This window comes from Agrobacterium sp. A3-95, assembly GCF_053521785.1.
In genome coordinates, this window is sequence record NZ_JBNWDR010000003.1 from 386,685 (window position 1) to 410,185 (window position 23,501).

The window sequence follows — 23,501 nt, forward strand, 5'->3', positions numbered from 1 at the left end:
CGTTTCCATGATCTTCGTTGGCGCCTGATTTTACAGGAAGTAGCTCTGCAAGGGCTTCACTTCCAGGTTGCCGGCCTTGAGCGCCTTGATGGCAAGGGCTGCTGCTTCGGCACCGGCCATCGTCGTGTAGTAGGGCACCTTCTGCATCAGCGTTGCGCGGCGCAGCGACTTCGAGTCGGAAATCGCCTTGTTGCTGTCGGTGGTGTTGATGACCAGCTGGACCTGCCGGTTGCGGATGGCGTCTTCGATATGCGGACGACCTTCCTGCACCTTGTTGATCTTCTCGGCGTTGATGCCCTGTTCAGCAAGGAAACGCTGGGTGCCGCCGGTTGCCAGTACCCTGAAGCCACTCTCGACCAGAATACGAATTGCGGGCAATACGCGGTCCTTGTCGTCGTCGCGCACCGAGACGAAGACGGTGCCGGAGCGCGGCAGGTCGACGCCGGCGCCGAGCTGGCTCTTGGCGAAGGCGAGTGCGAAATCGGTGTCGAGGCCGATGACTTCGCCGGTCGAGCGCATTTCCGGTCCGAGCAGAATGTCGACGCCGGGGAAGCGGGCGAAGGGGAAAACGGCTTCCTTGACGGCGATGTGCTTCAGGTTGCGCGGGTCGGGTTTCTTGCCGTAAGCGGCAATCGCCGCATCAAGCTTTTCGCCGGCCATGACGCGGGCAGCGATCTTGGCGATCGGCGCACCGATGGTTTTTGCAACGAAGGGTACCGTGCGCGAGGCGCGCGGGTTGACTTCGAGAACGTAGATCGTGCCGTCCTTGATCGCGTACTGAACGTTCATCAGGCCACCGACGTTGAGCGCCTTTGCAAGCGCCGTCGTCTGGCGTTCCAGCTCGTCGAGGGTTTCCTTGCTCAGCGAACGGGAAGGCAGCGAGCAGGCCGAGTCGCCCGAGTGGATACCGGCTTCTTCGATGTGCTCCATGATGCCCGACACGAAGACGTTTTCGCCGTCGCACAGTGCATCGACGTCGACTTCGACGGCGTTGGTCAGGTAGCTGTCGAACAGAAGCGGGTTCTTGCCGAGCAGGGTGTTGATCTGGCCGGTCTTGTCGTTCGGGTAACGCTGCTTGATGTCCTCGGGCACGAGGCCCGGAACCGTGTCGAGCAGATAGGTCTGGAGCTGGCCTTCCGAATGGATGATCTGCATGGCGCGGCCACCCAGAACATAGGAAGGACGCACGACCAGCGGGAAGCCGATTTCCGAAGCGACGAGGCGCGCCTGTTCAACCGAATAGGCGATGCCGTTGTTCGGCTGGGCGAGGTCGAGCTTCATCAGCAGCTTCTGGAAGCGGTCGCGGTCTTCGGCAAGATCGATCATGTCAGGCGCGGTGCCGAGGATCGGGATACCGTTCTTTTCCAGCGCTTCGGCCAGCTTCAGCGGCGTCTGGCCACCGAACTGCACGATGACGCCGACCAACTCGCCCTTTTCCTGTTCGGCGCGCATGATCTCGATCACGTCTTCGGCCGTCAGCGGTTCGAAATAGAGGCGGTCGGAAGTGTCGTAGTCGGTCGAAACCGTTTCCGGGTTGCAGTTGATCATGATCGCTTCGAAGCCTGCATCCTTAAGCGCGAAGGCGGCATGGCAGCAGCAATAGTCGAACTCGATGCCCTGGCCGATACGGTTCGGACCGCCGCCGAGGATGACGACCTTCTTGCGGTCGGAAACCTGCGCTTCAGAGCGGGCGGCGCCGACGAAGGGGATTTCATAGGTCGAATACATGTAGGCGGTGGGCGAGGCGAATTCTGCCGCGCAGGTATCGATGCGCTTGAAGACCGGGCGAACATTGAGGCTGTTGCGCAGCTCGGCCACTTCCTTCGGGCGCTTGCCCGTCAGAATTGCCAGGCGGGCGTCGGAAAAGCCCATGGCTTTGAGCATGCGCAGGTTCTCTGCGTCCTGCGGCAGGCCTTGCTCACGGACACGGGCTTCCATGTCCACAATTGCCTTGAACTGGGCGATGAACCAGGGGTCGATCTTCGAGTTTTCGTGGACTTCCTCTTCCGTCATTCCCATGCGCAGCGCCTGGGCGACCATGCGCAGGCGATCCGGCGTCGGCGTGCCGATGGCGGCGCGGATGGCGTTCTTGGAGCCTTCGCCCTCTTCAAAGCCGGGGATTTCGATTTCATCGAGACCGGTGAGGCCGGTTTCCATGCCGCGCAGCGCCTTCTGCAGCGATTCTGCGAAGGTGCGGCCGATGGCCATGACTTCACCGACGGACTTCATGGCTGTGGTGAGGATCGGCGAGGCGCCCGGGAACTTCTCGAAGGCGAAACGCGGGATCTTGGTGACGACGTAGTCGATCGACGGTTCGAACGAGGCCGGCGTCGCGCCGCCGGTGATATCGTTTTCCAGCTCGTCGAGCGTATAGCCGATGGCGAGCTTGGCGGCGATCTTGGCGATCGGGAAGCCGGTTGCCTTGGAGGCGAGAGCGGACGAGCGCGAAACGCGCGGGTTCATTTCGATGACGACGAGGCGGCCGTCTTTCGGGTTGACGGCGAACTGCACGTTCGAGCCGCCGGTTTCCACGCCGATCTCACGCAGCACCGCAATCGAGGCGTTGCGCATGATCTGGTATTCCTTGTCGGTCAGCGTCAGCGCTGGCGCAACGGTGATGGAATCGCCGGTGTGGACGCCCATCGGATCGATGTTTTCGATGGAGCAGATGATGATGCAATTGTCCGCGGTGTCGCGGACCACTTCCATCTCATATTCCTTCCAGCCGAGAACCGATTCTTCGACCAGCACCTCGGTGGTCGGCGAAGCGTCGAGGCCGCCCGAGACGATGTCGAAGAATTCGGAGCGGTTATAGGCAATGCCGCCGCCGGTGCCGCCGAGCGTGAAGGACGGGCGGATGATGGCGGGCAGGCCGACATGGTCGATCGCCTGGGCGGCGATTGCAATCGCATGCGCCATGTAACGCTGCTTGCGGTCGGTCTCGCCAAGGTTCCACTGGTTTTCCAGATCGTCCAGCGCCTTGTCCAGTTCCGCACCGGAAAGCTTCGCCTTGAGTTCGGCGCGGGCAGCTTCGTGCTTCTTGCGGTCGGCGTCCTTGATTTCAGTGGCGTTGGCCAGCATGGACTTCGGCGTTTCGAGGCCGATGCGAGCCATGGCCTCGCGGAAGAGGGCGCGGTCTTCGGCCATGTCGATGGCTTCGGGCTTGGCGCCGATCATTTCCACATTGTAGCGGTCGAGAACGCCCATGCGCTTCAGGGACAGCGCAGTGTTGAGCGCGGTCTGGCCGCCCATGGTGGGAAGCAGCGCGTCCGGGCGTTCCTTGGCGATGATCTTGGCGACGACTTCCGGGGTGATCGGCTCGACATAGGTTGCGTCGGCGAGGCCCGGATCGGTCATGATGGTGGCCGGGTTGGAGTTGACCAGAATGACCCGGTAACCCTCTTCCTTCAGCGCCTTGCAGGCCTGGGTGCCGGAATAGTCGAATTCACATGCTTGGCCGATGACGATCGGTCCTGCGCCAATGATGAGGATGGACTTGATATCTTGGCGCTTCGGCATGGCTCTCTCGTTCCGCGTTTTGGTTGCGCAAAACACCAGCCAGGGTGAAAGATCACCGGCCGGGGCGCGCAATTCAAAGTTTTCAGGCTAGAAGCGGCTTATAGGCAAATGTTTTTGAGAACGGAACCCCATAAATTCCGGAATCGACAGAAACTCTTAACCCGCCGGTGTATGCGCGGCGAAACGGGCCTGCACGGCCGCGCTATGGGAGCGGCTGACGGGTATTTCCGAGCCGTCTCTTGTAATGACGTGCAGACGGCCAGCCTGTTTACGCAACGAGACGACGTCGGAAATGGCAATCCAGTGGGAACGGTGCACCTGCAAGCCTTCCGTGAGGCCTATTTCTTTCAGCGCATCGGCAAAACGCAGCAGAACGAGCTGATGGCCGCGCGTGGTGACGATTTCGGTATAGTGGTCCTGCACCGACAGCCGCAGCAATTCTCCGCGCTTTTGCGGCGGCAGCCGCTCCAGCAGCGGCGCGATGCTTTTCACCTCACCTTTGGCATCTCCATTCGGGTCCGCAACGGCATCCGTTGCCGTTGCGCGTGACTGGCAGGCCGTGAGGTAGCTCAGCAGGCAAAAGATGGCGCAGAGCGGCAGGGCCGACAGGCTGCTTTTCAGAAAGGCAGCGAAACCCATTTCCCTGCCGGAAAAGATTTGGTTCATGATGGAAAGCAGCAGCCCGATGGGCAGGGCTGCCGACAGCGAGCCGATCATCATGCGTGTCAGCATATTTTCAATGCTGCTGGCAAGGATGGTGTTGGCGAGGATGGAAAAGGATATTGCGAACGTCCATGCGCCAGCCTGAACGATTGTCCAGTAAAGCAGCCGGTCGGCGAAACTCATGGTCTCACTTGTCCCGAAAGGGCCGGTCAGAATGAAGATCGCCAATATGGCAAGGAAGGTCAGCCACAGTCTGCGCGATTGCAGGATGGCGTGCATTTCACGAAGCGTGGACTGCAAAGAGAGGTGATCCACGAAGTTTTCCTGCGGTTGACGCCAATGCGTTTTTCTTTCGCGCATGTTTTGCCGAAGTTAGCGATAATTTCAACCGGGTCAAAACGCTTCACCATGTCACTCCAGCCTTTGCTAGACGCACCGCTTGCCGTGCAATTCCATGTCGCCACCGTTGTTCCGGCCGCGATTCTCGGTGCCTTCGTTTTTCTTCGCCCAAAAGGAACCGCCATCCACCGGCTACTCGGCAGGATTTGGGTGACGCTGATGGTCATGACGTCCGTTTCGACCTTCTTCATTCATGAATTGAGGGTGTTTTACGGTTTCAGCCCGATTCATCTTTTATCGGTTCTCACCATATATGGCTGTCTGCAATCCGTCCTTTTCGCGCGCAGGGGCGAAATCAGGCGCCATATGAGGATCATGCAGAGTGTTTATCTCGGCGGTATCGTCATCGCAGGCGGTTTCACCTTCGTTCCGGGGCGGATCATTCACGAGGTTGCTTTCGGTGACGGTCAGCCGGGTCTTGTGGTGCTTTTCGCGGGTGTGTTCGTGTTTGCCCTGCTGTCTCTGACCGTCTTTACGCAAAGGCGGCGAGCCTCCTGAACGAATGCACCCACCTCCGCTTTCTTCCGGAACAAGATGTATTATAGTGCCGTTATAAGGTTGCCTGTTGAGGCGACGTTTGCGGAGAGAAAAGCATGGAATGGAGAGGGCGCCGCCAGTCGGACAATATCGAGGATCGGCGCGGGATGTCGGCGGGATCGGGGCCATCCGGCAACGATCCTTTTTCGCGTGGCGGAATGCGCGTGCCGATCGGGCGCCGCGGCGGCGGCATCGGCATTGGCGGTCTTCTGCTGATCTTGCTGATAAGCTGGGTGCTTGGCATCAATCCGCTGACGCTGCTTTCGGGCGGAGACATTTCACTGGATGGGGGCGGTACCACGCAGCAATCCGGCCAGCAGGCGGGCACTCGGCCGCAGGGCCAATCGTCCGACGAGACGACGGCTTTCGTGCGCACCGTGCTGGCTGAGACGGAAGATACGTGGAGCGGCATTTTCCAGTCCGCCGGCGAGACCTATCAGAAACCGACCCTTGTGCTGTTTTCCGGGCAGGTTGCGTCTGCCTGCGGTTCTGCCTCTGCGGCCAGCGGCCCGTTTTATTGCCCTGGTGACCGCAAGGTCTATCTTGACACCAGTTTCTTCAGTGAACTGGACAAGCGTTTCGGCGCGTCTGGCGATTTCGCGCAGGCTTATGTGATTGCGCATGAGGTGGGCCACCACGTCCAGAACCTGACCGGTGTCCTGCCGGAGTTCAACCGCCGCCGCCAGTCCATGAGCCAGGTGGATGCCAACAAGATGTCGGTGCGTGTGGAGCTTCAGGCCGATTGTTATGCCGGCATCTGGGGCAAGTTCACCGAACAGAAGGGAATTCTAGAAACCGGTGACCTTGAGGAAGCGCTCAACGCTGCCCACCAGATCGGCGACGACACCCTGCAGAAGCAGACTCAAGGATATGTTGTGCCTGACAGTTTCAACCACGGTACGTCGGCGCAGCGCATGGAATGGTTCAAGCGCGGCTTCCAGAACGGACGCGTCGAGGACTGCGACACCTTTTCGGCGAATATCTGATAATCAAATGAACGAGGGGGCTTTTCAGCCCCCTTTTTATTCAGCGCATCAACAGCGCCACGGCATACATGCCAAGCGCGAAGATCGTATGTGCAACGAGGTTGAGAAAGCGAACCTTGTTCGGGTTCGGCGTCTTCGATGCCGCCCAGCCGATGCCGAGGCCAGGTTGTAGCAGGAACCAGCCCGCGCCGACCGTGACGATGCCCACGATCCAAGGCTGAATGAAGGACGGCTCTGAAAACCACGAGGCCGGCACTATCAGGGCGAGAATGATGCCGTAGAGAATGCCGACGGCATAATGCGAGACCCAGCCGAGCGCCAGTTCATGCTCGTAAGGTGCGGCCGTCGCGATAGAATCGTGGAATATCCTGCCCTTCGGCACATGCCAGAACCAGCGGCCGACCGGTGCCCAGTTCGGGGCGGACTGGCCGAAAAACCGGTGCAGCACAATCGCCCATATATCCATAAACACGGTGCCACCAACCCCCATGGCAATACCGCGCCAAATCAAATCCAGCATAGATCCCTCCGCAAATCATGATCGACCAAGCTCTAGCTGATCGTGTGAGTGGCGTGAACAGGGTTTTTCGCGTGCTGAGGGCGGACAAGAAAAATGGCCGGATCGCTCCGGCCATAATGAAGACTGAAACGTCTCCTCCGTCATGCCGGACTGGATCCGGGGTAAGGGTGCGATTGTCTCACCAGTGAGCTATTCTCGCTCTACGCGGCACGCCCATATTCAGCCTGCCGCCGTGTTGCCGTGGCGAGCTGGAACTGCGCAAGCAATTCGTTGAGTGCCGCCGCTTCCGAGGCGAGGCCGTGGCTTGCCGCAGTCTGTTCTTCGACCATGGCGGCATTCTGCTGGGTGCCCTGATCGATGGTGTTGATGGCGGTGTTGATTTCCTGAAGTCCGGTGGACTGTTCGCGCGACGACGTTACGATGGCGTCGATATGGCGGTTGATCTCCTGGACTTCGCGGACGATGGTTTCCAGCGCCTTGCCGGCATTTCCGACGAGATCGACACCGGATTGCACCTGCGATGTTGAGGCGTTGATCAGCGTCTTGATCTCCTTCGCGGCATTTGCAGAGCGCTGGGCAAGCTCGCGCACTTCCTGTGCGACGACGGCAAAACCCTTGCCTGCCTCACCGGCGCGGGCGGCTTCCACGCCGGCATTCAGCGCAAGCAGGTTAGTCTGGAAGGCGATTTCGTCGATCACACCAATGATGTTGCTGATCTCCGACGACGATTTTTCGATGCCTTCCATGGCGCGAACAGCGTCCTCGACGATGATGCCGGACTGCTCGGCATTGTTGCGCGTGCGGTCTACCAGACGGCCTACCTCTTCGGCACGGCGGGCGGAATCCTTGACCGTCGTGGTTATTTCCTCAAGCGCGGCCGCAGTCTCCTCGACAGAGGCGGCCTGCTGCTCGGTGCGCTTGGCCAGATCGTCGGCAGACTGGCGGATTTCTCCAGCACCGGCATCGATTGCGCGTGCATTCTGGCCGACTGTGCTCAAGGCAACGTTCAGCTTGGCGACGGAGTTGTTGAAGTCGTCGCGCAAGCGGTCGATGCGGGTCACGAAAGGTGTCTCGATCCGGTAGTTGAGGTCGCCATTCGAAAGGTGCGTCAGTCCCTTTGCCAGCGAATCGACTGCGAACTGGATGTCGGCCGCGTCTTTCGCCGCCAGTCGTTCGCGGTCGTTGCGCTCCTGTTCGGAAAGCGTGCGGTTCTGTTCGGCGTCGCCTTCAAGACGCAGACGTTCCGTGGCGTTCGATTTGAATACGGCAACCGCCGCAGCCATCGAGCCGATCTGGTCACTGCGCTCCTGGCCGGGAATGGCGACATCGAGATTGCCGGCGGCAAGCCTTTCCATGGCAGCAGTCATCTGCGTGACGGGGCGAACAATGAAACGGCTGAGAACGGTTGCCAGCAGGGCGATCATGATCGCGGCGGCAAGGATCGTGGCGATGGTTGCCGCGAGGCGAAATTGGCCGATCGCGCTGTAGGCGACGTCGGAATCGACAACGAAACCGAGATACCAATCGACCGAGGGCAGACCGGCGACGGGAATGAAGCTGGTGATCTTGCCCTTGCCGTCGATCTCGGTTTGCGAAATCGCGGAAGAAATTGCCGGTGTATCAACCTTGAAGAGATCGGTCAGCGGCTTGTCGACGAATTTCGCATCGGGATGCATGAGGATCTTGCCGTCCTTGCTGACGAGGAAGGCGTATCCATCCTTGCCGGCATCCACCGACTTGATCATCGTGACCAGCGAATCCAGCGAGAAGTCGCTACCCGTCACGCCGGCCAGCTTGCCGCCGATGGACACGGGAATGGCGGCAGTGATGATAAGGCCGCCGGTCGACGCATCGCTATAGGGCTCGGTCAGTACTGGCTTGCCGGCCTTGACGGCGTCCAGATACCAGGGGCGCTTGCGCGGGTCGTAGCCTTCCGGCAGTGGCAATTTCGGGAAAGTCGTGAAACTGCCGCTTTCGGCATTGCCGAAATAGGTGGACATGAACTGAGCCGTCAGCACGTCGTTCTGGAGGAACTGCAGTTTGGCGTCGTCATCTGGGAGCTTGGCGAGCGTCTTCGCAACCGTTTCGGTCAGCATGATGCGGCCGTTCAGCCAGTTGGCGATGCTTTGCGCTGCCTGCTTGCCGGACGAATCGATATTTTCCGCTACGGCTTGCGTTGTCACCTGGTGCTGAAGACTGTCGATATAGAAGGAAAAGCCGGCAAAAGCGGCGACGACAAGCGATGACGCCGCAAACAGAATGCGCGTCATGAGATTGGTTTTTTTGGGCAAGCTACACGTCCTTGGAACCAGATGTGGCCATTCGGCTCATCTTGGAAAATAATGGGAAAGACATGCCTCAATGGCGGGAATATTCTGCGTCATGCAGCTTATGGTTTGAAAGAACTTCGCGATATTCTAATGCGTAAAGTGAAATGGTAAAATTCGGCTAAATTTGTTTTATGTCACGCCGTTTCGGCCCAAGTGGACGTAAAATTGCCGTTCTGCGTAAATTTTGATCATTGATCCGCAAAGGTTGCGTGCAGGAAGGGAATATTTTATTCATCACCTGCTGCCATTGCGCAATTCGCGGGCAATGGCCAAAATTCAGGTGAATTACAATGTCTTCGTCGGTTGTTGCAGAAACCGTTCCCTCTGGATCGGGGTCGTGGCTTTCGCATTTCAAGGCTACGCTTGCGCTTGGAATTCCGCTTGTCGGTGCGCAGCTCGCGCAGCTTGGCATCCACACTACAGATATGGTCATCGTCGGTCAGCTCGGAGCTGAGAAGCTGGCGGCCATGGTGCTGGCCGGGCAGTTCTTCTTCGTTGTCTTCATTTTCGGCTCGGGATTTTCCGTGGCCGTGGTACCAATGGTGGCGCAGGCTTACGGGCAGGGCGATGCGACGGCTGCCCGCCGCTCGCTGCGCATGGGCATGTGGGTGGCAATCGCGTACTGGATTCTTGCCCTGCCGATATTCTTCAACGCCGAGCGCATTCTGGTCTATCTCGGGCAAAACCCCGAAGTTGCGGCGTTGACCGGCCATTATCTCGCCATCGCCAAGTTCGGCCTTTTGCCGGCGCTGCTTTTTTATGTGCTGCGCGGGCTTGTCAGTGCCATCGGCCGTGCCGGTATCATTCTGTATGTCACCATCATCATGTTGGTGCTGAACGGCTTGATGGCCTATGCGCTGGTCTTCGGCCATTTCGGATTGCCGGTGATGGGCATGAACGGCGCGGCCGTCGTCGCCGTCATCGTCAATGCCTTCAGCTTCATCTTCATCGTCGCTTATGTGCAGACGCGTGAGGAAACCAGGAAATACGAGCTGTTCGTGCGCTTCTGGCGGCCGGACTGGCATGCGCTGTTCGAAGTGCTGCGCCTTGGCCTGCCTATCAGCATCACCATCCTTGCCGAAGTGACGCTGTTTGCGGCGGCTTCGATCCTGATGGGACAGATTGGCACCGTGCAGCTTGCGGCGCATGGAATCGCCCTGCAGCTTGCCTCCATCGCTTTCATGATCCCGCTCGGCCTGTCGCAGGCGGCGACCGTGAGGGTCGGTGTCGCGTTCGGTCAGGGTGATTTCAGGAACCTCGTGCGCGCCGCCATCATGGTTTACGCGATTGCCTGCGGCATTGCCGTTTGCGGCGGCATCCTGTTTGCGGCTGTTCCGGAATTTCTGGCGAAGTGGTTTCTTGACGCGAAGTTGCCGGAAGCGGCGGAAGTGCTTGCCTACGCAAGCAGCCTCGTGGTGATCGCCGGCATCTTCCAGCTGGTCGATGGTATCCAGGCCGTGACAGCAGGTTTGCTGCGCGGATTGAAGGATGCGCGCATTCCGGCGATGCTGGCGCTGATTTCCTATTGGCCGATCGGGCTGGCGCTGGCCTGGACCATGGCCTTTCCGCTCGGCTTTGGCGGACGTGGCGTCTGGTTCGGTTTCGTGATCGGCCTTTCGACGGCGGCCGTTCTCCTGACTATACGTTTCGTCATTCTGGTGAAGCGTGAAATGAAAACGGCCCGCTGAAAGCGGGCCGTATATTTTTCCTGATTTTCCGAAGATGTCTCAGCGCTCGGCGAGCGCTGCCTCACCTTGTCTCTCGCGCAGCAAGTTGACGAAGCGGCGGAAGAGATAGTGGCTGTCCTGCGGGCCGGGCGATGCTTCCGGATGGTGCTGGACGGAGAAGACCGGCTTGCCGACGATGCGCAGGCCGCAATTAGTGCCGTCGAACAGCGACGTGTGGGTTTCTTCGACGCCATCAGGCAGCGACTTGGCGTCAACCGCAAAACCGTGGTTCATGGAAACGATTTCCACCTTGCCGGTGGTGAAGTCCTTGACCGGATGGTTGGCGCCGTGGTGGCCCTGGTGCATCTTTTCAGTCTTGGCGCCGACGGCCAGGCCAAGCATCTGGTGGCCGAGGCAGATGCCGAAGATCGGCAGGTCGCTGTTGATGAGGTTCTGAATGACCGGTACGGCATATTCGCCTGTCGCGGCCGGATCTCCCGGACCGTTGGAAAGAAAAACGCCATCCGGCTTCAATGCCAGAATGTCTTCGGCGGATGTCTGGGCCGGAACCACCGTGACCTTGCAATCGAGACCGGCGAAGAGGCGCAGGATGTTGCGCTTGACGCCGAAATCCACGCAGACGACATGGTACTTCGCATCGGCTTCATTCAGCGTGCCGTAACCCTCGTTCCAAACCCAAGGCGTTTCCGTCCAGGTGGAGGATTGGCCGGATGTGGCTTCGATGGCGAGGTCGAGGCCGACGAGACCGCTCCATACCTTGGCTTCCGCCTTCAGCGCCTCGATGTCGAACACGCCGTTGGGATCATGGGCGATCACCGCGTTCGGTGCACCGTTTTCGCGTATCCATGCCGTCAGCGCGCGCGTGTCGATGCCGCAAAGGCCGATGACGCCGCGGGCTTTCAGCCAGGCATCCAGATGTTTGGCGGCGCGGAAGTTCGAAGGGTCTGTGATGTCGGCCTTGAAGATGACGCCGACTGCGCCACGGCGGGCGGCTGGCGTCAGGTCTTCGATGTCTTCCTCATTGGTGCCGACATTGCCGATATGCGGGAAGGTGAAGGTGACGATCTGGCCGAGATAGGACGGATCGGTCAGGATTTCTTCGTAACCGGTCAGTGCGGTGTTGAAGCAGACTTCGGCCTGTACTTTGCCGGTTGCGCCGATCCCCGTTCCCTCGATCACTGTGCCATCGGCAAGAACAAGCATTGCGGTCGGTTTGCGGGTAGTCCAGGGCGCTGTCTCGGTCATCTCGTTCCGTTTCTGCCGCTTCGCACCCCGCCTCTTGAAAGGCAGGGGGAGAGGGGCCATTTTTTGTCGCAGGCTTCGTGACATAAAGGGGCGCGCGAAAAACTCGCGTTTTGACCCTTCGTTAAAATCTCGTGCAGGTGCCGGAAAATAACGAAAGCTGCTTAAACGGTCAACCGCAGGCTCAAGATTTACGCGGAATTAAACCTTCGCACATTCAAGGGCTTATGCATTTGATTTGCTTGAGCGGGTTTGCTCGGTTATGTCGTTTCGAAAAATAAGGTGGAAAGTTTCCGTGTCGAGAAGCTGCGGAATGCACTTTCCCAAGGAGAAGAAGAAATGATGCGCGACACGTTCGCTAATACTCTGAAAGACGCGCTGAAGGCTCGTGACGCCCGGCGTACATCGACCGTGCGTCTCATCCAGGCGGCCATCAAGGATCGCGATATTGCCAATCGCGGCGTGGGCAAGGACCCCGTCACCGACGACGAGATCATGCAGATCCTGACCAAGATGGTGAAGCAGCGGGAAGAGTCCGCCAGCATCTATGATGGCGCCGGTCGCGCCGAGCTTGCCGCTCAGGAGCGCGAGGAAATCGTCATCATCAAGGAATTCATGCCGGAAGAGATTCCGGCCGAAAAGGTGCGCGAATTGTGCCAGGCCGTCATCAGCGAAACCGGCGCCTCCGGCCTGCGTGACATGGGCAAGTGCATGAATGCGCTCAAGGAGCGTTATCCCGGCCAGATCGACTTCGCGAAAGCCTCCGGCGTCGTCAAGGATTTGCTGAAGTAGGTCTCGCCCGTTCGGAAAAAGTAAAGGCAGGGTAGCCATGGCTACCCTGCCTTTTTGCTGCCGACGAAGGCGCATTTCGGCGGATCAAAATGCGGTCACGCGCAGGCGTTTTTCGGGGGACGTGCCTGCGGGCGTCAGCAGCTTTATGAGAATGTCCGGGCGCTGCCTTTGAATATGTTTTATACCTCGGCGACGGTTGGCTCAAATTACAAAAACATAATTTTTTGTGATGATGCGCTGCCATAAATTTGCCCGAAGCGGGCGACAGCGGCGATGCGGTTTTAGTGCGATGGCCTGTGAATATCGGGTATTCCGGTTCTTTGGGTTTGGTACTGACCCCTTTCTGCGCTTATATGAAAGACTGGCCTCGAACAGGTAACCCATGCGATTTTCCAATTCTTTTCTCGATGAGATACGCGACCGCGTGAACATCTCCGATGTGATCGGCAGACGTGTGTCCTGGGATAAGAAGAAGACCAATACGCCGCGGGGCGATTATTGGGCCTGCTGCCCGTTCCATGGCGAAAAAAGCCCGAGTTTTCATTGCGAGGATCGCAAGGGGCGATACCATTGTTTTGGTTGCGGTGTTTCCGGCGATCATTTCCGGTTTCTCACCGATCTCGAGGGGTTGAGTTTCCCCGAAGCCGTTCAGCAGATCGCCGACATGGCCGGCATCTCCATGCCGCAGCCCGATCCGCAGGCTGAGAAGCGCGAGCGCGAGCGCACCTCGTTGCAGGACGTCATGGAAATGGCGACGCTGTTCTTTCAGGATCAGTTGCAGACCGCGCTTGGTGCGCGGGCGCGGGCTTACCTGCGCGATCGCGGGCTGACTGGGCGCACCATCGAGACATTCAGGCTCGGTTTTGCACCAGATAGCCGCAATGCGCTGAAGGAGCATCTGGCGAGCAAGGGTGTGGCGCGCGAACAGATGGAAGCCTGCGGGCTGGTGGTGCATGAAAACGTGCCGGTTTCCTATGACCGCTTCCGCGACCGCATCATGTTCCCGATCCTGTCGTCGCGCGAAAAGGTGATCGCTTTCGGCGGCCGCGCCATGGCGGCGGATGCAGTGGCCAAATATCTGAACTCCAACGAGACCGAGCTTTTTCACAAGGGCAATGTTCTCTACAATTTCGCCCGCGCGCGGCGCGCCTCGCAGGCTTCCGGTGGGACCGTCATTGCCGTCGAAGGTTATATGGATGTCATTGCGCTTTATCAGGCGGGTGTCGAAAATGCTGTCGCCCCGCTCGGCACGGCGCTGACGGAAAGCCAGCTTGAGCTCCTGTGGAAAATGTCGCCGCAGCCGATCCTCTGCTTTGATGGCGACGGCGCCGGCATTCGTGCCGCCAACCGTGCAGCCGATCTCGCCTTGCCGCATATCAAGCCTGATCGTTCGGTGAGTTTTGCGCTTTTGCCCGACGGAAAAGACCCTGATGATCTCGTGCGGCTGGAGGGGCGTGCGCCTTTTGACCGTGTGCTTTCCGAGGCAAAACCGCTCGCGGCGATGATCTGGAGCCGCGAGACGTCTTCGGTGACTTTCGATACGCCTGAAAAGCGTGCCCAGCTTGAAAGCCGGCTGCGGCAGATCGTTGCCGTCATCGGCGACGAGGCGGTGCGGCGTTTTTACCAGCAGGATATGCGCGACAGGCTCAATGCCTTCTTCCAGCCGCGTTTTCAGCAGGGCGGTTCGCAGGGTGGAAATTTCCGCCGCGATGGCCAGCAGGGTAATGGGCGCGGGTTCCAGAGGAACGCTTCCGGACGGGGTGGAGCCATGGCTGCGCCGGCCAGCAACATTTCCGACCGGCTTACCCAGTCGGGTCTGGTCAGGGGGCACCAGACCAAGCCTTCACTTCGCGAAAGCGTTCTCGCCATCACCATCGTCAACCATCCCGAACTGCTGCTTGAGGAATATGACGAGATCGCCGCGATCGATTACGAGAACCGCGATCTGCAACGCCTGTGGTCGACTGTGCTGACCTTTGCTGCGGAAAGTGCGGCCGAGATTTCGCGGGCAGGGCTGATCGAGCGCCTGTCGCAGCAGGGTTTCGAGGTTCTTTTGAAAACCATGGACCAGCAGGTGCGCAATGCGCGCCTGTGGACGGCCACGGAACAGGCGGCGCTGGAAGATGCGCGTGAGGGATATGTGCAGGCGCTTTCCCTGCACAAGAGGACGAAATCCCTGCTCTGGCAGAAGCGCGAGCTGGAGCGGGAAATAGGCGAGGCGACGGACGACGAACGCGGCACGCTTCTGGTGCGGGCGCTGGCCGAAGTTCAGCTGGAAATCGGCCGAATGGAAAATCAGGAAGCGATCATCGATGGTTTCGGCGTCATGTCCGGCCGGGTAAAGGGTCCGGCTGTCGGCCATGGCTGAGGACTGCGGCCAAGAATAGAAAGACGTGTGGGGTTGCCTTTTGCTGCAAGCGCCCTAAATAGGGGGTAGTCTGGTGATAACTCGCAAAATGCGGCCCTTTTTATGAATTTCCGTGGCTGTCTCGCCCTCAAAGGCTTGACGGGGCGGGAAATAGCGGGAATCACCAATTCAGGAATAGTAAGGTGGAATGAGCCTTGGCGGATAGAAATTGCATGAGCAAGCATTTTCGGGTGCACTGTCTTTGCATTCTGCCTGAGGCTGCCGTGGTTAATCGGCAATTAAAGATCACTCCGTTAGGTGTCTGACAGTGATTCGCTGTTATCAGCCGGATGCTCTCAAGGCGAACGGCGATGCGGCGGAACAGGTGTTAGCGTCAGGGAAAGCGACGAGATAGATGGCAACCAAAGTCAAAGAAAACGAAGAAGCAGAAAACGAACGCGACGGTGCGACGGACGGTCCGCTTCTCGATCTTTCGGATGACGCGGTCAAAAAGATGATCAAGGCCGCCAAGAAGCGCGGCTATGTGACGATGGACGAGCTGAATTCCGTCCTGCCGTCCGAAGAAGTGACGTCCGAGCAGATCGAAGACACGATGGCGATGCTGTCCGATATGGGCATCAACGTTATCGAGGACGAGGATGCCGAGGAAGCACCGGGCGAAGCCGAAAGCGACGATTCCGATAACGAAGAGTCCGAAGGCGGCGAACTGGCACCTTCCGGCGGTACCGCGCTTGCGACCGCGAAGAAAAAAGAACCGACCGACCGTACCGACGATCCTGTGCGCATGTATCTGCGCGAAATGGGTTCCGTAGAGCTTCTGTCGCGCGAAGGCGAAATCGCCATCGCCAAGCGCATCGAGGCCGGCCGCGAAACGATGATCTCCGGCCTTTGCGAAAGCCCGTTGACGTTCCAGGCGCTGATCATCTGGCGCGACGAACTCAACGAAGGCACTACGCTGCTGCGCGAGATTATCGATCTCGAAACCACCTATTCCGGCCCGGAAGCCAAGGCTGCCCCGCAGTTCCAGAGCCCGGAAAAGATCGAGGCGGACCGCAAGGCCGCCGAAGAGAAGGAAAAGACCCGCAGACTGCGTGCGCCCTCCGGTGACGAGGATGTGACTGACGTGGGTGGCGATGGCCTGCCGCCGGAAGAGGAAGAAGAGGACGACGACGAGTCCAACCTTTCGCTCGCCGCGATGGAAGCCGAGCTGCGTCCGCAGGTCATGGAAACGCTCGACACCATTGCCGACACCTACAAGAAGCTGCGCAAGCTTCAGGACCAGCAGGTCGAGGCTCGCCTTGCCTGCACGGGGACCCTGTCCTCCGGTCAGGAGCGCCGCTACAAGGATCTCAAGGACCAGTTGATCACGGCTGTGAAGTCGCTGTCGCTGAACCAGAACCGTGTCGACAGCCTTGTCGAGCAGCTTTACGATATTTCCAAGCGTCTGATGCAGAACGAAGGCCGGCTGCTGCGCCTTGCCGAATCCTATGGCGTAAAGCGCGACAGCTTCCTCGAGCAGTATCACGGTGCGGAACTCGATCCGAACTGGATGAAGTCGATTGCCAATCTGGCCGCCCGCGGCTGGAAGGAATTCGCCCGCGAGGAAAGCAACACGATCCGCGAGATCCGTCAGGAAATCCAGAATCTGTCGACGGAAACCGGTATTTCCATCGCCGAATTCCGCCGCATCGTTTCCATGGTGCAGAAGGGTGAGCGCGAAGCGCGTATCGCCAAGAAGGAGATGGTCGAGGCCAACCTGCGTCTCGTGATCTCCATCGCCAAGAAATACACCAACCGCGGCCTGCAGTTCCTCGATCTCATTCAGGAAGGCAATATTGGCCTGATGAAGGCGGTGGACAAGTTCGAATATCGCCGTGGTTACAAGTTCTCGACCTATGCGACATGGTGGATCAGACAGGCGATCACCCGTTCGATCGCCGACCAGGCGCGCACGATCCGTATTCCGGTTCACATGATCGAGACGATCAACAAGATCGTTCGCACCTCGCGCCAGATGCTGCACGAGATCGGCCGCGAGCCGACCCCGGAAGAGCTGGCGGAAAAGCTTGCCATGCCGCTTGAAAAGGTGCGCAAGGTTCTGAAAATCGCCAAGGAGCCGATTTCGCTCGAAACCCCTGTGGGTGACGAAGAGGATTCGCATCTCGGCGACTTCATCGAGGACAAGAACGCGCTGCTGCCGATCGACGCCGCCATTCAGGCGAACTTGCGCGAGACGACGACCCGCGTTCTCGCCTCGCTGACGCCGCGTGAAGAACGTGTTCTGCGCATGCGTTTCGGCATCGGCATGAACACCGACCATACGCTGGAAGAAGTCGGCCAGCAGTTCTCGGTCACGCGCGAACGTATTCGTCAGATCGAGGCGAAGGCACTTCGCAAGCTGAAGCATCCGAGCCGCTCCAGAAAGCTCAGAAGTTTCCTCGACAGCTAAGCCTCTGCCTGCTTTAAAATTGAACCCGGTCAGTCACCTCTGGCCGGGTTTTTTGTTTCCCGCACTGGCGATCTCTGCGACAAGCCTTATGTGTGAAAACAAAGCGTTCCGCGTTTTCGGAAATGCTCAGGTTCGATTTGGCTCGATAACATGCAACAGGTTTCGGCAAGCAGATGGCGAGGGAAGGGATGGGCGGTGCCCGTCTCCGTGTTGCTGCATTTGGCTGTGGTCGCAATCTTTCTTTTTGAACTGCCCGAACGCATAGTCGAACCGCAGGAGCCGGAAAGCATCAGCGTCGATCTGGTGCCGCCGCCTGAGGAAAAGAAGCCGGAAGAAGCCAAGCCTCCCGCAGCCGAGCAGGCAAAGCAAGAAAAGCCGCAGCCTCCACCGCCGCCGCCCGCTCCGCCGGCAGAGGAGCCGAAACCTTCGCCGCCCTTGCAGGCGACGCTACCGGCTATCGCCATGCGGCCGGAGGAGACGCAGGCGGACCCAGAGGACAAGCCAGGTAAGGCGGAGGAAGCGGACAAGGCCGAGCCTTCCAAGGAGCCTGAAAGCCAGCCTGAAAAGACGCCTGAGGACAAGCCCGCGCCATCTGCCGCCAACGGCGATCTCAAGGCGTCCGCCGAACAGGGAGAAATTGCGGTTTCACCCGTCAAGCAAGAGGCTGAGCCGGAAAAAGCGCCGGTGCCGCAGGAGAAACCGGCTGACGAAAAACCTGCCGAGGTGGCAAAGGAGAAGCCCGCGAAACTTCCGGCCGCCAAACAATTATTGTCTTCGTCGCTGCTTTCTCCGGCCCAAAGACGCCAGATGTTTGGTGATCTGCCGCCCCGCCGCCGCATTGTTCAGCTTTGCAGCACGGAGGCTCTTGCGCAAATTCAGGGCGCGGGTTTTGCCGCCCGTGGCATGATACCCTATTCGGATACGGGCGGGAGGATATCGGGGAATTCGATTGATGCTTCCGGCGGCGCATTCAACACCGGCAATAGCTGGCACGATGTGTCTTTTCAGTGCGAGGTCGATCTGGATAACTACGCCGTAACGGCATTCCGGTTTAAGATTGGGAACGCCTTAACACCGGATGAGGCGAAAAAGCGGGGCTTCACTCGATTTCAATGAAGGCTAGTTTTTTTAAACTTTTGGTTTGCTGACGAAGGTTTCCGTCCGCCACTCCGTCGTCCTCGGGCTTGTCCCGAGGAGATGCAACCGACTGATTTTGTAGACGTGTTTAAATCCTTGGGACAAGCCCAAGGATGACGTCCAGTCTGGACATGTGTCGGTCAGCAGGGCTAGGAGCTTACACCCTCTCCGTATCCCCGACCAACAGCCCGATACCCGCCATCAGCGCATCTTCGTCGTACGGCTTCCTGATAACAGGCACGTTGCCGAAGTCGTCAGGCACCATGCTGGCATCGGCATAGCCGGTGGCGAACAGGAAGGGGATGCCGCGGCGGTGAAGCTCGCGTGCGACGGCGATGGAGGTGTCGGAACCGAGATTGATGTCGAGGATAGCCACATCCGGCACGTAGCTCTTCAGCTTCTCGATGGCCATTGCCGAGGAGGTCGCGGTTTCGATTGTCTTGATGCCGTTGTCTTCCAGCATGTTCTCCACATCCATGGCGATCAGCATCTGGTCTTCTACGAGCAATATTTTCAACGTTTCCTCCCGGTTGGACCGTCTGGGTTGTGGTACGGTGTCATCCTCCGTCTTCATCTCGGAAGCTGTCATGACTGCTGAGATATGGCGGGAGGGCAGGAGAATTTCCGCCTCCAGCCCATCAGGCAAATACCGAATGGTGCTGCGTCCGCCCAGATCGTAGGGGATGCTGCGGCTGATGAGCGCCGTGCCGAACCCGGAGCGTGATGGTGTGGGCAGCTTGGTAGGCAGAGTTTCGCGCCAATGTATCAGGCAATCGCGGTTTTCGTCGACTTCCCAGCGTAGATCCAGTTTTCCGCCGGTCTGAGCAAGCGCGCCGTATTTGGCAGCATTCGTCGCCAGTTCATGCAGTACGAGGGCCATGACGGAAAATGCGCGCGAATCGAGCGTGACCTGTGGTCCGGCGAGATCAACAATCGCCTCGGCTGAACGGTGCGGCGACAATTCGGCGTCCAGTAGGTCGCGCAATGACCCGCCGCCTTCACCGCGAATGATCTGGTCATGGGCAAAGGACAATGCCTGGATACGACCCTTTAGCGCACCGACATATTCCTGCAGGGTTTTACCCTCCTGCGAGGGATTGCCGACCAGCGATTTGATAATGGCGAGAACGTTCTTGACGCGGTGGTTGAGTTCCTCGTTCAGCATGCGCTGGCGCACTTCCGCGCGCTCCCTTTCGCCCGCCATCAGCTCGCTGTGATGGAATGCGACCTCGACCAACGCTATTCTTGCGGCTTCGGCAATTTCCCGGTCCGCATCTGACCATGGCTGCGCCTGCAGGCGCACGGTCTCCTTCCAGATCGCGAAGCTCTTGCGCGGGGTGAGACGATCGCCGAGCGGACCGGTCTCATAGGATTTTTCCGGGTTGCCGGCCCAGTTCAGGTTCTGCACGATCTCCCTGCGGAAAAACAGCAGATAGTCGTTTTTGACCTGCGACAGCGGAATGGCGAGCATTCCGGCAGCGATATCCGCATAAATCTCCGCTTCCGGTATGGCTTGCGAGATGGCATGGGTTGCCCAGACCCTTCCCTCACTGACAGAGGTTACGAAGCGGGCCAGCCTGGGAATGGCATCCGCGGGCGGCGTTGCGCCGTGGCCGTGCCAGTTGTTGTCCACCCAAAGCCCGACGCCGTCGCATGGCATCAGATCGGCAAAATCCTGGAAACTGTCGATCAGCAGTTCCTCGATGTGCGCGTGATGGGCGGCGAGCCGCAGGAAGCGGTCTAGAGCGGCATGGGCGTGGTTGACGGTATCGAGTTTGCGCTTCTGCTTAAGGACCTGCAAATGCATGGAGAAAAACTCTCCAAACATTTCTGCGGCGATCCTGACTGACATCGTCAGAACGCGTGGCGAATAATGGTGGCAGGCGATAAGACCCCACAGGGCGCCATCGACGATCACCGAAATCGACATGGAGGCACCAACGCCCATATTGCGAAGATATTCGCAATGGATGGGAGAAACGCTGCGCAAATGCGCGAATGACAGATCAAGCGGTTCACCAGACACATCGATGGCGGGCAATACGGGAACTCGTATTCCGCTGGCGTCGGAGATGATGCGCAGTGTGTTTTTAAGATAGAGCGTGCGGGCCTGTTGCGGTATATCGCTTGCCGGAAAATATTGTCCGAGAAAGCTTTCCAGTTCCGGCTGCTTTGCCTCCGACACGACCTTGCCTGCACCGTCATCCTCGAAACGGTAGATCATCACCCGGTCGTAACCCAAGGTCGCCTTTACCAGCCGGGTTGTTCTCGAAATCAGGCTTTCGACCGTGTCTGCCTCGCGAATGCGGTCCACCATCTTGCGTGCGGTGCCAAGCGGCTGGGTCTCGCTCCCTGACGGTTCGAATTCGATGATCGTCGTGGATTTATAGCGGTGGAGCGCAATATCGAAGCTGCGACCATCGCGCAGTTCCATATTGGGCAGCATGGCAGGGCGGGTGGTTCTGCCGGTTACCGTGAGTGCGTTGCGAAGGTCATGGACGAGATTTTTACCAAGAACCTCTTCGGCGGTCCTGCCGTTGATATCGCCATCGACGCGCAAAATCTCGCGACAGTTTTCCGAATGCCGCAGCACCATGCGCATGGCGTTATCGCAAGCGATCAGGCAGCCGTGCGATTGAATATAACCTGGAATGTGGATGGGTTCGCGGTCGCAATTTGTCAGGTCGACATTATAATCAGTGGATGCCATGAATCTATCTCTCGCACCCTCTGCCTGTCTTGCACTGAAAATAGTTTAGTCGTCCGCAGACGGGAAAGCCTGAATGGTTCATTCTGATAGTGCCAATCCTTCCCCGTTTTTTGCAACCGTGACGCCGGTATTCCGTTCTATTAAAGGCAGCCGCCATGTCATGGAAGCACGCCTTTTCGCCATCAGTTACAATTCGACATGGTCCAATGTTTGCAGTGCCTAATTTGTTCCGAATTTTCTAAAGGAAATAACGTGCCGCAGAAGAAAATGACCATTACCACCACCCACGGGCAGGGGCTCTACGAATTTACGTCCGAGGCCGAGCGCTTTGTGAAGGAGGCAGGCGTGGACGAAGGCCTTTTGACCGTCTTCGTCAGACACACATCCTGCTCCCTACTTATCCAGGAAAATGCCGATCCGGATGTCCGGCGCGATCTGGCGATATTTTTTTCCCGCCTCGTGCCACCTTCCGACGATGTCTCCATGCGCTGGGTCGTCCACACGCTCGAAGGCCCTGATGACATGCCTGCTCACATCAAATCGGCCCTGACCGCGGTTTCCATCGGAGTACCGATCAGCGATGGCAGGCTTACCCTTGGCACATGGCAGGGCCTTTATCTTTTCGAACATCGCGACCGGCCGCACCGCCGTGAAATCGTTCTGCATATCTCCCCATGATTCCCGTCAAAAGCCCTGCCTTTTCCTTTCGTTTTCCCGTTAATGTCTCTGAACGTCTGCTGAACATGCGGTTCTGTCGGCGTTCAGGCGGGCGGGTCTAGGGTCTCGTCAATCGCCGGGGGACGTCCCTGCCGGCGCAGAAACAAACGGAGTGAGTTCATGTTCAGCACCTTCGCAAAAGCCGGCCTGGCTGCCCTCATCGCCCTTGGCGGAATTTCCGTCACCGCTCCAGCTGCTTCGGCTGGCCCGGATGTTCAGCTCAGAGTTCAGGTTCAGGATGGATACGGTCATGACAGAGGCCGCGGCCCGGGCTGGGGTCGTCCCGATCGTCCTGGTCCGGGTTGGGGCCGTCCTGACCGCCCGCGTTACGGTTGCTCGCCGCGGCTTGCGGAGGAAAAGGCTAGCCGCATGGGTCTTCGCCGCGCGCGCGTTGTCGATGTATCGCCGCGCCGTGTCGTGGTTGCAGGCTTCGACCGTCGCGGCCCTGACCGCATCTTCTTCGCCAATGAGCGTGGTTGCCCGGTGATCCGTCGCTAAACGGCTGATATTGATCCGCGGAAATCCCGCGCCCTTCGCGCGGATCAAAAAAAATGCCCCTCGCTTGTTATGACAGGCGGGGGGCGTTTCTTTTTGTGGCCTCTTGGGTGGCGGTTACGCGCAGCCGTTCGGCAAATGCGGGCGGCGGGCAGTGCCGCCGCTCCGACTGTTTTATTCGCCCAAGGCGAAGGTGACGTTGACCACCACGCTGTAGCTGTTCTCACCCGAAGCGATCGGCACGCTGTCCGCCTCCTTCGCCATCGAAGCGCGCATCATGGTCTGCGGCACCGGCATGGGGCGCTGCATGTTCTCGCTGATCTGGATCACGCGTCCAAGCTTCACGCCCGCCGCTTCCGTCAGCGTTTTCGCTTTGGCCAGCGCATCGGCAACCGCCTGCTTGCGGGCCTCGGTCACGGTTGCTTCCGGCTTGTCATTGGTAAAGGTAATATCGCCGCCCTGGTTGATACCGAGCTTGACGGAGGTATCGAGTATCTCGCCCAGCTTCTTCAGGTCGCGTACGCGCACGGTCAGTCCGTTGGAAACTTGATAGCCGGTAATTTCCGGTGCGACGTAAACGCCGTCTTTCGGCTCATAATGCTTGTAAAGCGGCTGCACGGAGAAATTGCTCGTCTGCAGGTCGCGGTCTTCGATAGCGGACGCCTTCAGCGATTTCAGAACCTCGGCGAGCGCCTTGGAGTTCTCTGTCAAAGCCGCAGCCGCCGTTTCCGCCTGCTTGACGACACTGAATGACAGGATCGCCATATCGGGCGCGATTGCCGACTGGCCTTCGCCGGAAACACTGATGGTTGCTTCGCGCGGGATGGCATCCTGCGCAAGAGCATTACCGGCAAGCGGCATTATTGCTGCTGCGGTCAATGCACTAAGTGCGAAAAGGCGGGCCTTTGTCGTCGTCATGGTGTTTCCTCGTTGATTGTGTCCCTTTGCA

Annotated in this window: 16 protein-coding genes; 9 read left to right on the forward strand and 7 right to left on the reverse strand. The window is 58.8% G+C overall.

Going from position 1 to position 23,501, the window contains the following annotated elements; all coding sequences use genetic code 11:
* Positions 1–30: 30 nt before the first annotated feature.
* Both carB and ACQZ5Y_RS11300 read right to left on the reverse strand, forming a co-directional pair.
* Positions 31–3,519: a carbamoyl-phosphate synthase large subunit gene (carB, locus tag ACQZ5Y_RS11295; RefSeq protein WP_003513392.1), complete on the reverse strand. Its 3,489-nt coding sequence runs from the start codon at positions 3,517–3,519 to the stop codon at positions 31–33.
* A 156-nt stretch (positions 3,520–3,675) separates the two neighbouring features.
* Positions 3,676–4,542 (reverse strand): LytTR family DNA-binding domain-containing protein, encoded by an 867-nt coding sequence (locus ACQZ5Y_RS11300; RefSeq protein ID WP_174049797.1) that lies wholly within the window; start codon positions 4,540–4,542, stop codon positions 3,676–3,678.
* Between the two features lie 48 nt (positions 4,543–4,590).
* Between ACQZ5Y_RS11300 and ACQZ5Y_RS11305 the strand changes: the two genes are divergently transcribed.
* Together ACQZ5Y_RS11305 and ypfJ are read left to right on the forward strand one after the other, a co-directional pair.
* Entirely contained in the window at positions 4,591–5,079 is a 489-nt protein-coding gene (locus ACQZ5Y_RS11305) for a DUF2306 domain-containing protein (RefSeq protein ID WP_174049795.1), read from the forward strand.
* Positions 5,080–5,174: 95 nt separating this feature from the next.
* Positions 5,175–6,104 carry a KPN_02809 family neutral zinc metallopeptidase gene (gene ypfJ / locus ACQZ5Y_RS11310; RefSeq protein ID WP_003513383.1) on the forward strand — a complete coding sequence of 310 codons (930 nt, stop codon included), beginning with the start codon at positions 5,175–5,177 and terminating at the stop codon, positions 6,102–6,104.
* 40 nt (positions 6,105–6,144) lie between these two features.
* On the opposite strand, the gene ACQZ5Y_RS11315 is transcribed toward ypfJ, so the two are convergent.
* Together ACQZ5Y_RS11315 and mcpU are read right to left on the reverse strand one after the other, a co-directional pair.
* Positions 6,145–6,624 carry a DUF2938 domain-containing protein gene (locus tag ACQZ5Y_RS11315; RefSeq protein ID WP_013636558.1) on the reverse strand — a complete coding sequence of 160 codons (480 nt, stop codon included), beginning with the start codon at positions 6,622–6,624 and terminating at the stop codon, positions 6,145–6,147.
* A 200-nt stretch (positions 6,625–6,824) separates the two neighbouring features.
* Complete coding sequence (gene mcpU / locus ACQZ5Y_RS11320; RefSeq protein ID WP_112290460.1) at positions 6,825–8,915, reverse strand: methyl-accepting chemotaxis protein McpU; 2,091 nt, start codon at positions 8,913–8,915, stop codon at positions 6,825–6,827.
* Positions 8,916–9,244: 329 nt separating this feature from the next.
* Between mcpU and ACQZ5Y_RS11325 the strand changes: the two genes are divergently transcribed.
* Positions 9,245–10,642, forward strand: coding sequence for an MATE family efflux transporter (locus tag ACQZ5Y_RS11325; RefSeq protein ID WP_003513377.1), 1,398 nt, complete (start codon positions 9,245–9,247; stop codon positions 10,640–10,642).
* A 39-nt stretch (positions 10,643–10,681) separates the two neighbouring features.
* Here ACQZ5Y_RS11325 and carA read toward each other — a convergent pair whose 3' ends face one another.
* Positions 10,682–11,887, reverse strand: a complete 1,206-nt coding sequence (gene carA, locus ACQZ5Y_RS11330; RefSeq protein ID WP_174049793.1) for a glutamine-hydrolyzing carbamoyl-phosphate synthase small subunit — start codon at positions 11,885–11,887, stop codon at positions 10,682–10,684.
* A 339-nt stretch (positions 11,888–12,226) separates the two neighbouring features.
* Here carA and ACQZ5Y_RS11335 point away from each other — a divergent pair, with 339 nt between their 5' ends.
* The 4 genes from ACQZ5Y_RS11335 to ACQZ5Y_RS11350 all read left to right on the forward strand — a co-directional run bounded on the left by ACQZ5Y_RS11335 (position 12,227) and on the right by ACQZ5Y_RS11350 (position 18,609).
* Positions 12,227–12,676, forward strand: a complete 450-nt coding sequence (locus tag ACQZ5Y_RS11335; protein ID WP_026330775.1) for a GatB/YqeY domain-containing protein — start codon at positions 12,227–12,229, stop codon at positions 12,674–12,676.
* Positions 12,677–13,058: 382 nt separating this feature from the next.
* Positions 13,059–15,044 carry a DNA primase gene (gene dnaG, locus ACQZ5Y_RS11340; RefSeq protein ID WP_003513370.1) on the forward strand — a complete coding sequence of 662 codons (1,986 nt, stop codon included), beginning with the start codon at positions 13,059–13,061 and terminating at the stop codon, positions 15,042–15,044.
* 394 nt (positions 15,045–15,438) lie between these two features.
* Positions 15,439–17,493 (forward strand): RNA polymerase sigma factor RpoD, encoded by a 2,055-nt coding sequence (gene rpoD, locus ACQZ5Y_RS11345; protein WP_003513359.1) that lies wholly within the window; start codon positions 15,439–15,441, stop codon positions 17,491–17,493.
* Between the two features lie 195 nt (positions 17,494–17,688).
* Complete coding sequence (locus ACQZ5Y_RS11350; RefSeq protein ID WP_174049791.1) at positions 17,689–18,609, forward strand: DUF930 domain-containing protein; 921 nt, start codon at positions 17,689–17,691, stop codon at positions 18,607–18,609.
* A gap of 178 nt (positions 18,610–18,787) precedes the next feature.
* On the opposite strand, the gene ACQZ5Y_RS11355 is transcribed toward ACQZ5Y_RS11350, so the two are convergent.
* Entirely contained in the window at positions 18,788–21,340 is a 2,553-nt protein-coding gene (locus ACQZ5Y_RS11355) for an HWE histidine kinase domain-containing protein (RefSeq protein ID WP_003513355.1), read from the reverse strand.
* A 252-nt stretch (positions 21,341–21,592) separates the two neighbouring features.
* Here ACQZ5Y_RS11355 and ACQZ5Y_RS11360 point away from each other — a divergent pair, with 252 nt between their 5' ends.
* Positions 21,593–22,018: a secondary thiamine-phosphate synthase enzyme YjbQ gene (locus ACQZ5Y_RS11360; protein WP_038491704.1), complete on the forward strand. Its 426-nt coding sequence runs from the start codon at positions 21,593–21,595 to the stop codon at positions 22,016–22,018.
* A 159-nt stretch (positions 22,019–22,177) separates the two neighbouring features.
* Positions 22,178–22,555: a hypothetical protein gene (locus ACQZ5Y_RS11365; protein WP_003513350.1), complete on the forward strand. Its 378-nt coding sequence runs from the start codon at positions 22,178–22,180 to the stop codon at positions 22,553–22,555.
* A gap of 171 nt (positions 22,556–22,726) precedes the next feature.
* On the opposite strand, the gene ACQZ5Y_RS11370 is transcribed toward ACQZ5Y_RS11365, so the two are convergent.
* Positions 22,727–23,470: an SIMPL domain-containing protein gene (locus tag ACQZ5Y_RS11370; RefSeq protein WP_174049789.1), complete on the reverse strand. Its 744-nt coding sequence runs from the start codon at positions 23,468–23,470 to the stop codon at positions 22,727–22,729.
* Between the last annotated feature and the right edge of the window lie 31 nt (positions 23,471–23,501).

What these genes read in the sequence shown, in the direction of transcription:
- carB (WP_003513392.1), bottom strand. Translation starts at nt 3,519, where the DNA reads ATGCCGAAGCGCCAAGATATCAAGTCCATCCTCATCATTGGCGCAGGA.
- ACQZ5Y_RS11300 (WP_174049797.1), bottom strand. Translation starts at nt 4,542, where the DNA reads ATGCGCGAAAGAAAAACGCATTGGCGTCAACCGCAGGAAAACTTCGTG.
- ACQZ5Y_RS11305 (WP_174049795.1), top strand. Translation starts at nt 4,591, where the DNA reads ATGTCACTCCAGCCTTTGCTAGACGCACCGCTTGCCGTGCAATTCCAT.
- ypfJ (WP_003513383.1), top strand. Translation starts at nt 5,175, where the DNA reads ATGGAATGGAGAGGGCGCCGCCAGTCGGACAATATCGAGGATCGGCGC.
- ACQZ5Y_RS11315 (WP_013636558.1), bottom strand. Translation starts at nt 6,624, where the DNA reads ATGCTGGATTTGATTTGGCGCGGTATTGCCATGGGGGTTGGTGGCACC.
- ACQZ5Y_RS11325 (WP_003513377.1), top strand. Translation starts at nt 9,245, where the DNA reads ATGTCTTCGTCGGTTGTTGCAGAAACCGTTCCCTCTGGATCGGGGTCG.
- carA (WP_174049793.1), bottom strand. Translation starts at nt 11,887, where the DNA reads ATGACCGAGACAGCGCCCTGGACTACCCGCAAACCGACCGCAATGCTT.
- ACQZ5Y_RS11335 (WP_026330775.1), top strand. Translation starts at nt 12,227, where the DNA reads ATGCGCGACACGTTCGCTAATACTCTGAAAGACGCGCTGAAGGCTCGT.
- dnaG (WP_003513370.1), top strand. Translation starts at nt 13,059, where the DNA reads ATGCGATTTTCCAATTCTTTTCTCGATGAGATACGCGACCGCGTGAAC.
- rpoD (WP_003513359.1), top strand. Translation starts at nt 15,439, where the DNA reads ATGGCAACCAAAGTCAAAGAAAACGAAGAAGCAGAAAACGAACGCGAC.
- ACQZ5Y_RS11355 (WP_003513355.1), bottom strand. Translation starts at nt 21,340, where the DNA reads ATGGCATCCACTGATTATAATGTCGACCTGACAAATTGCGACCGCGAA.
- ACQZ5Y_RS11365 (WP_003513350.1), top strand. Translation starts at nt 22,178, where the DNA reads ATGTTCAGCACCTTCGCAAAAGCCGGCCTGGCTGCCCTCATCGCCCTT.
- ACQZ5Y_RS11370 (WP_174049789.1), bottom strand. Translation starts at nt 23,470, where the DNA reads ATGACGACGACAAAGGCCCGCCTTTTCGCACTTAGTGCATTGACCGCA.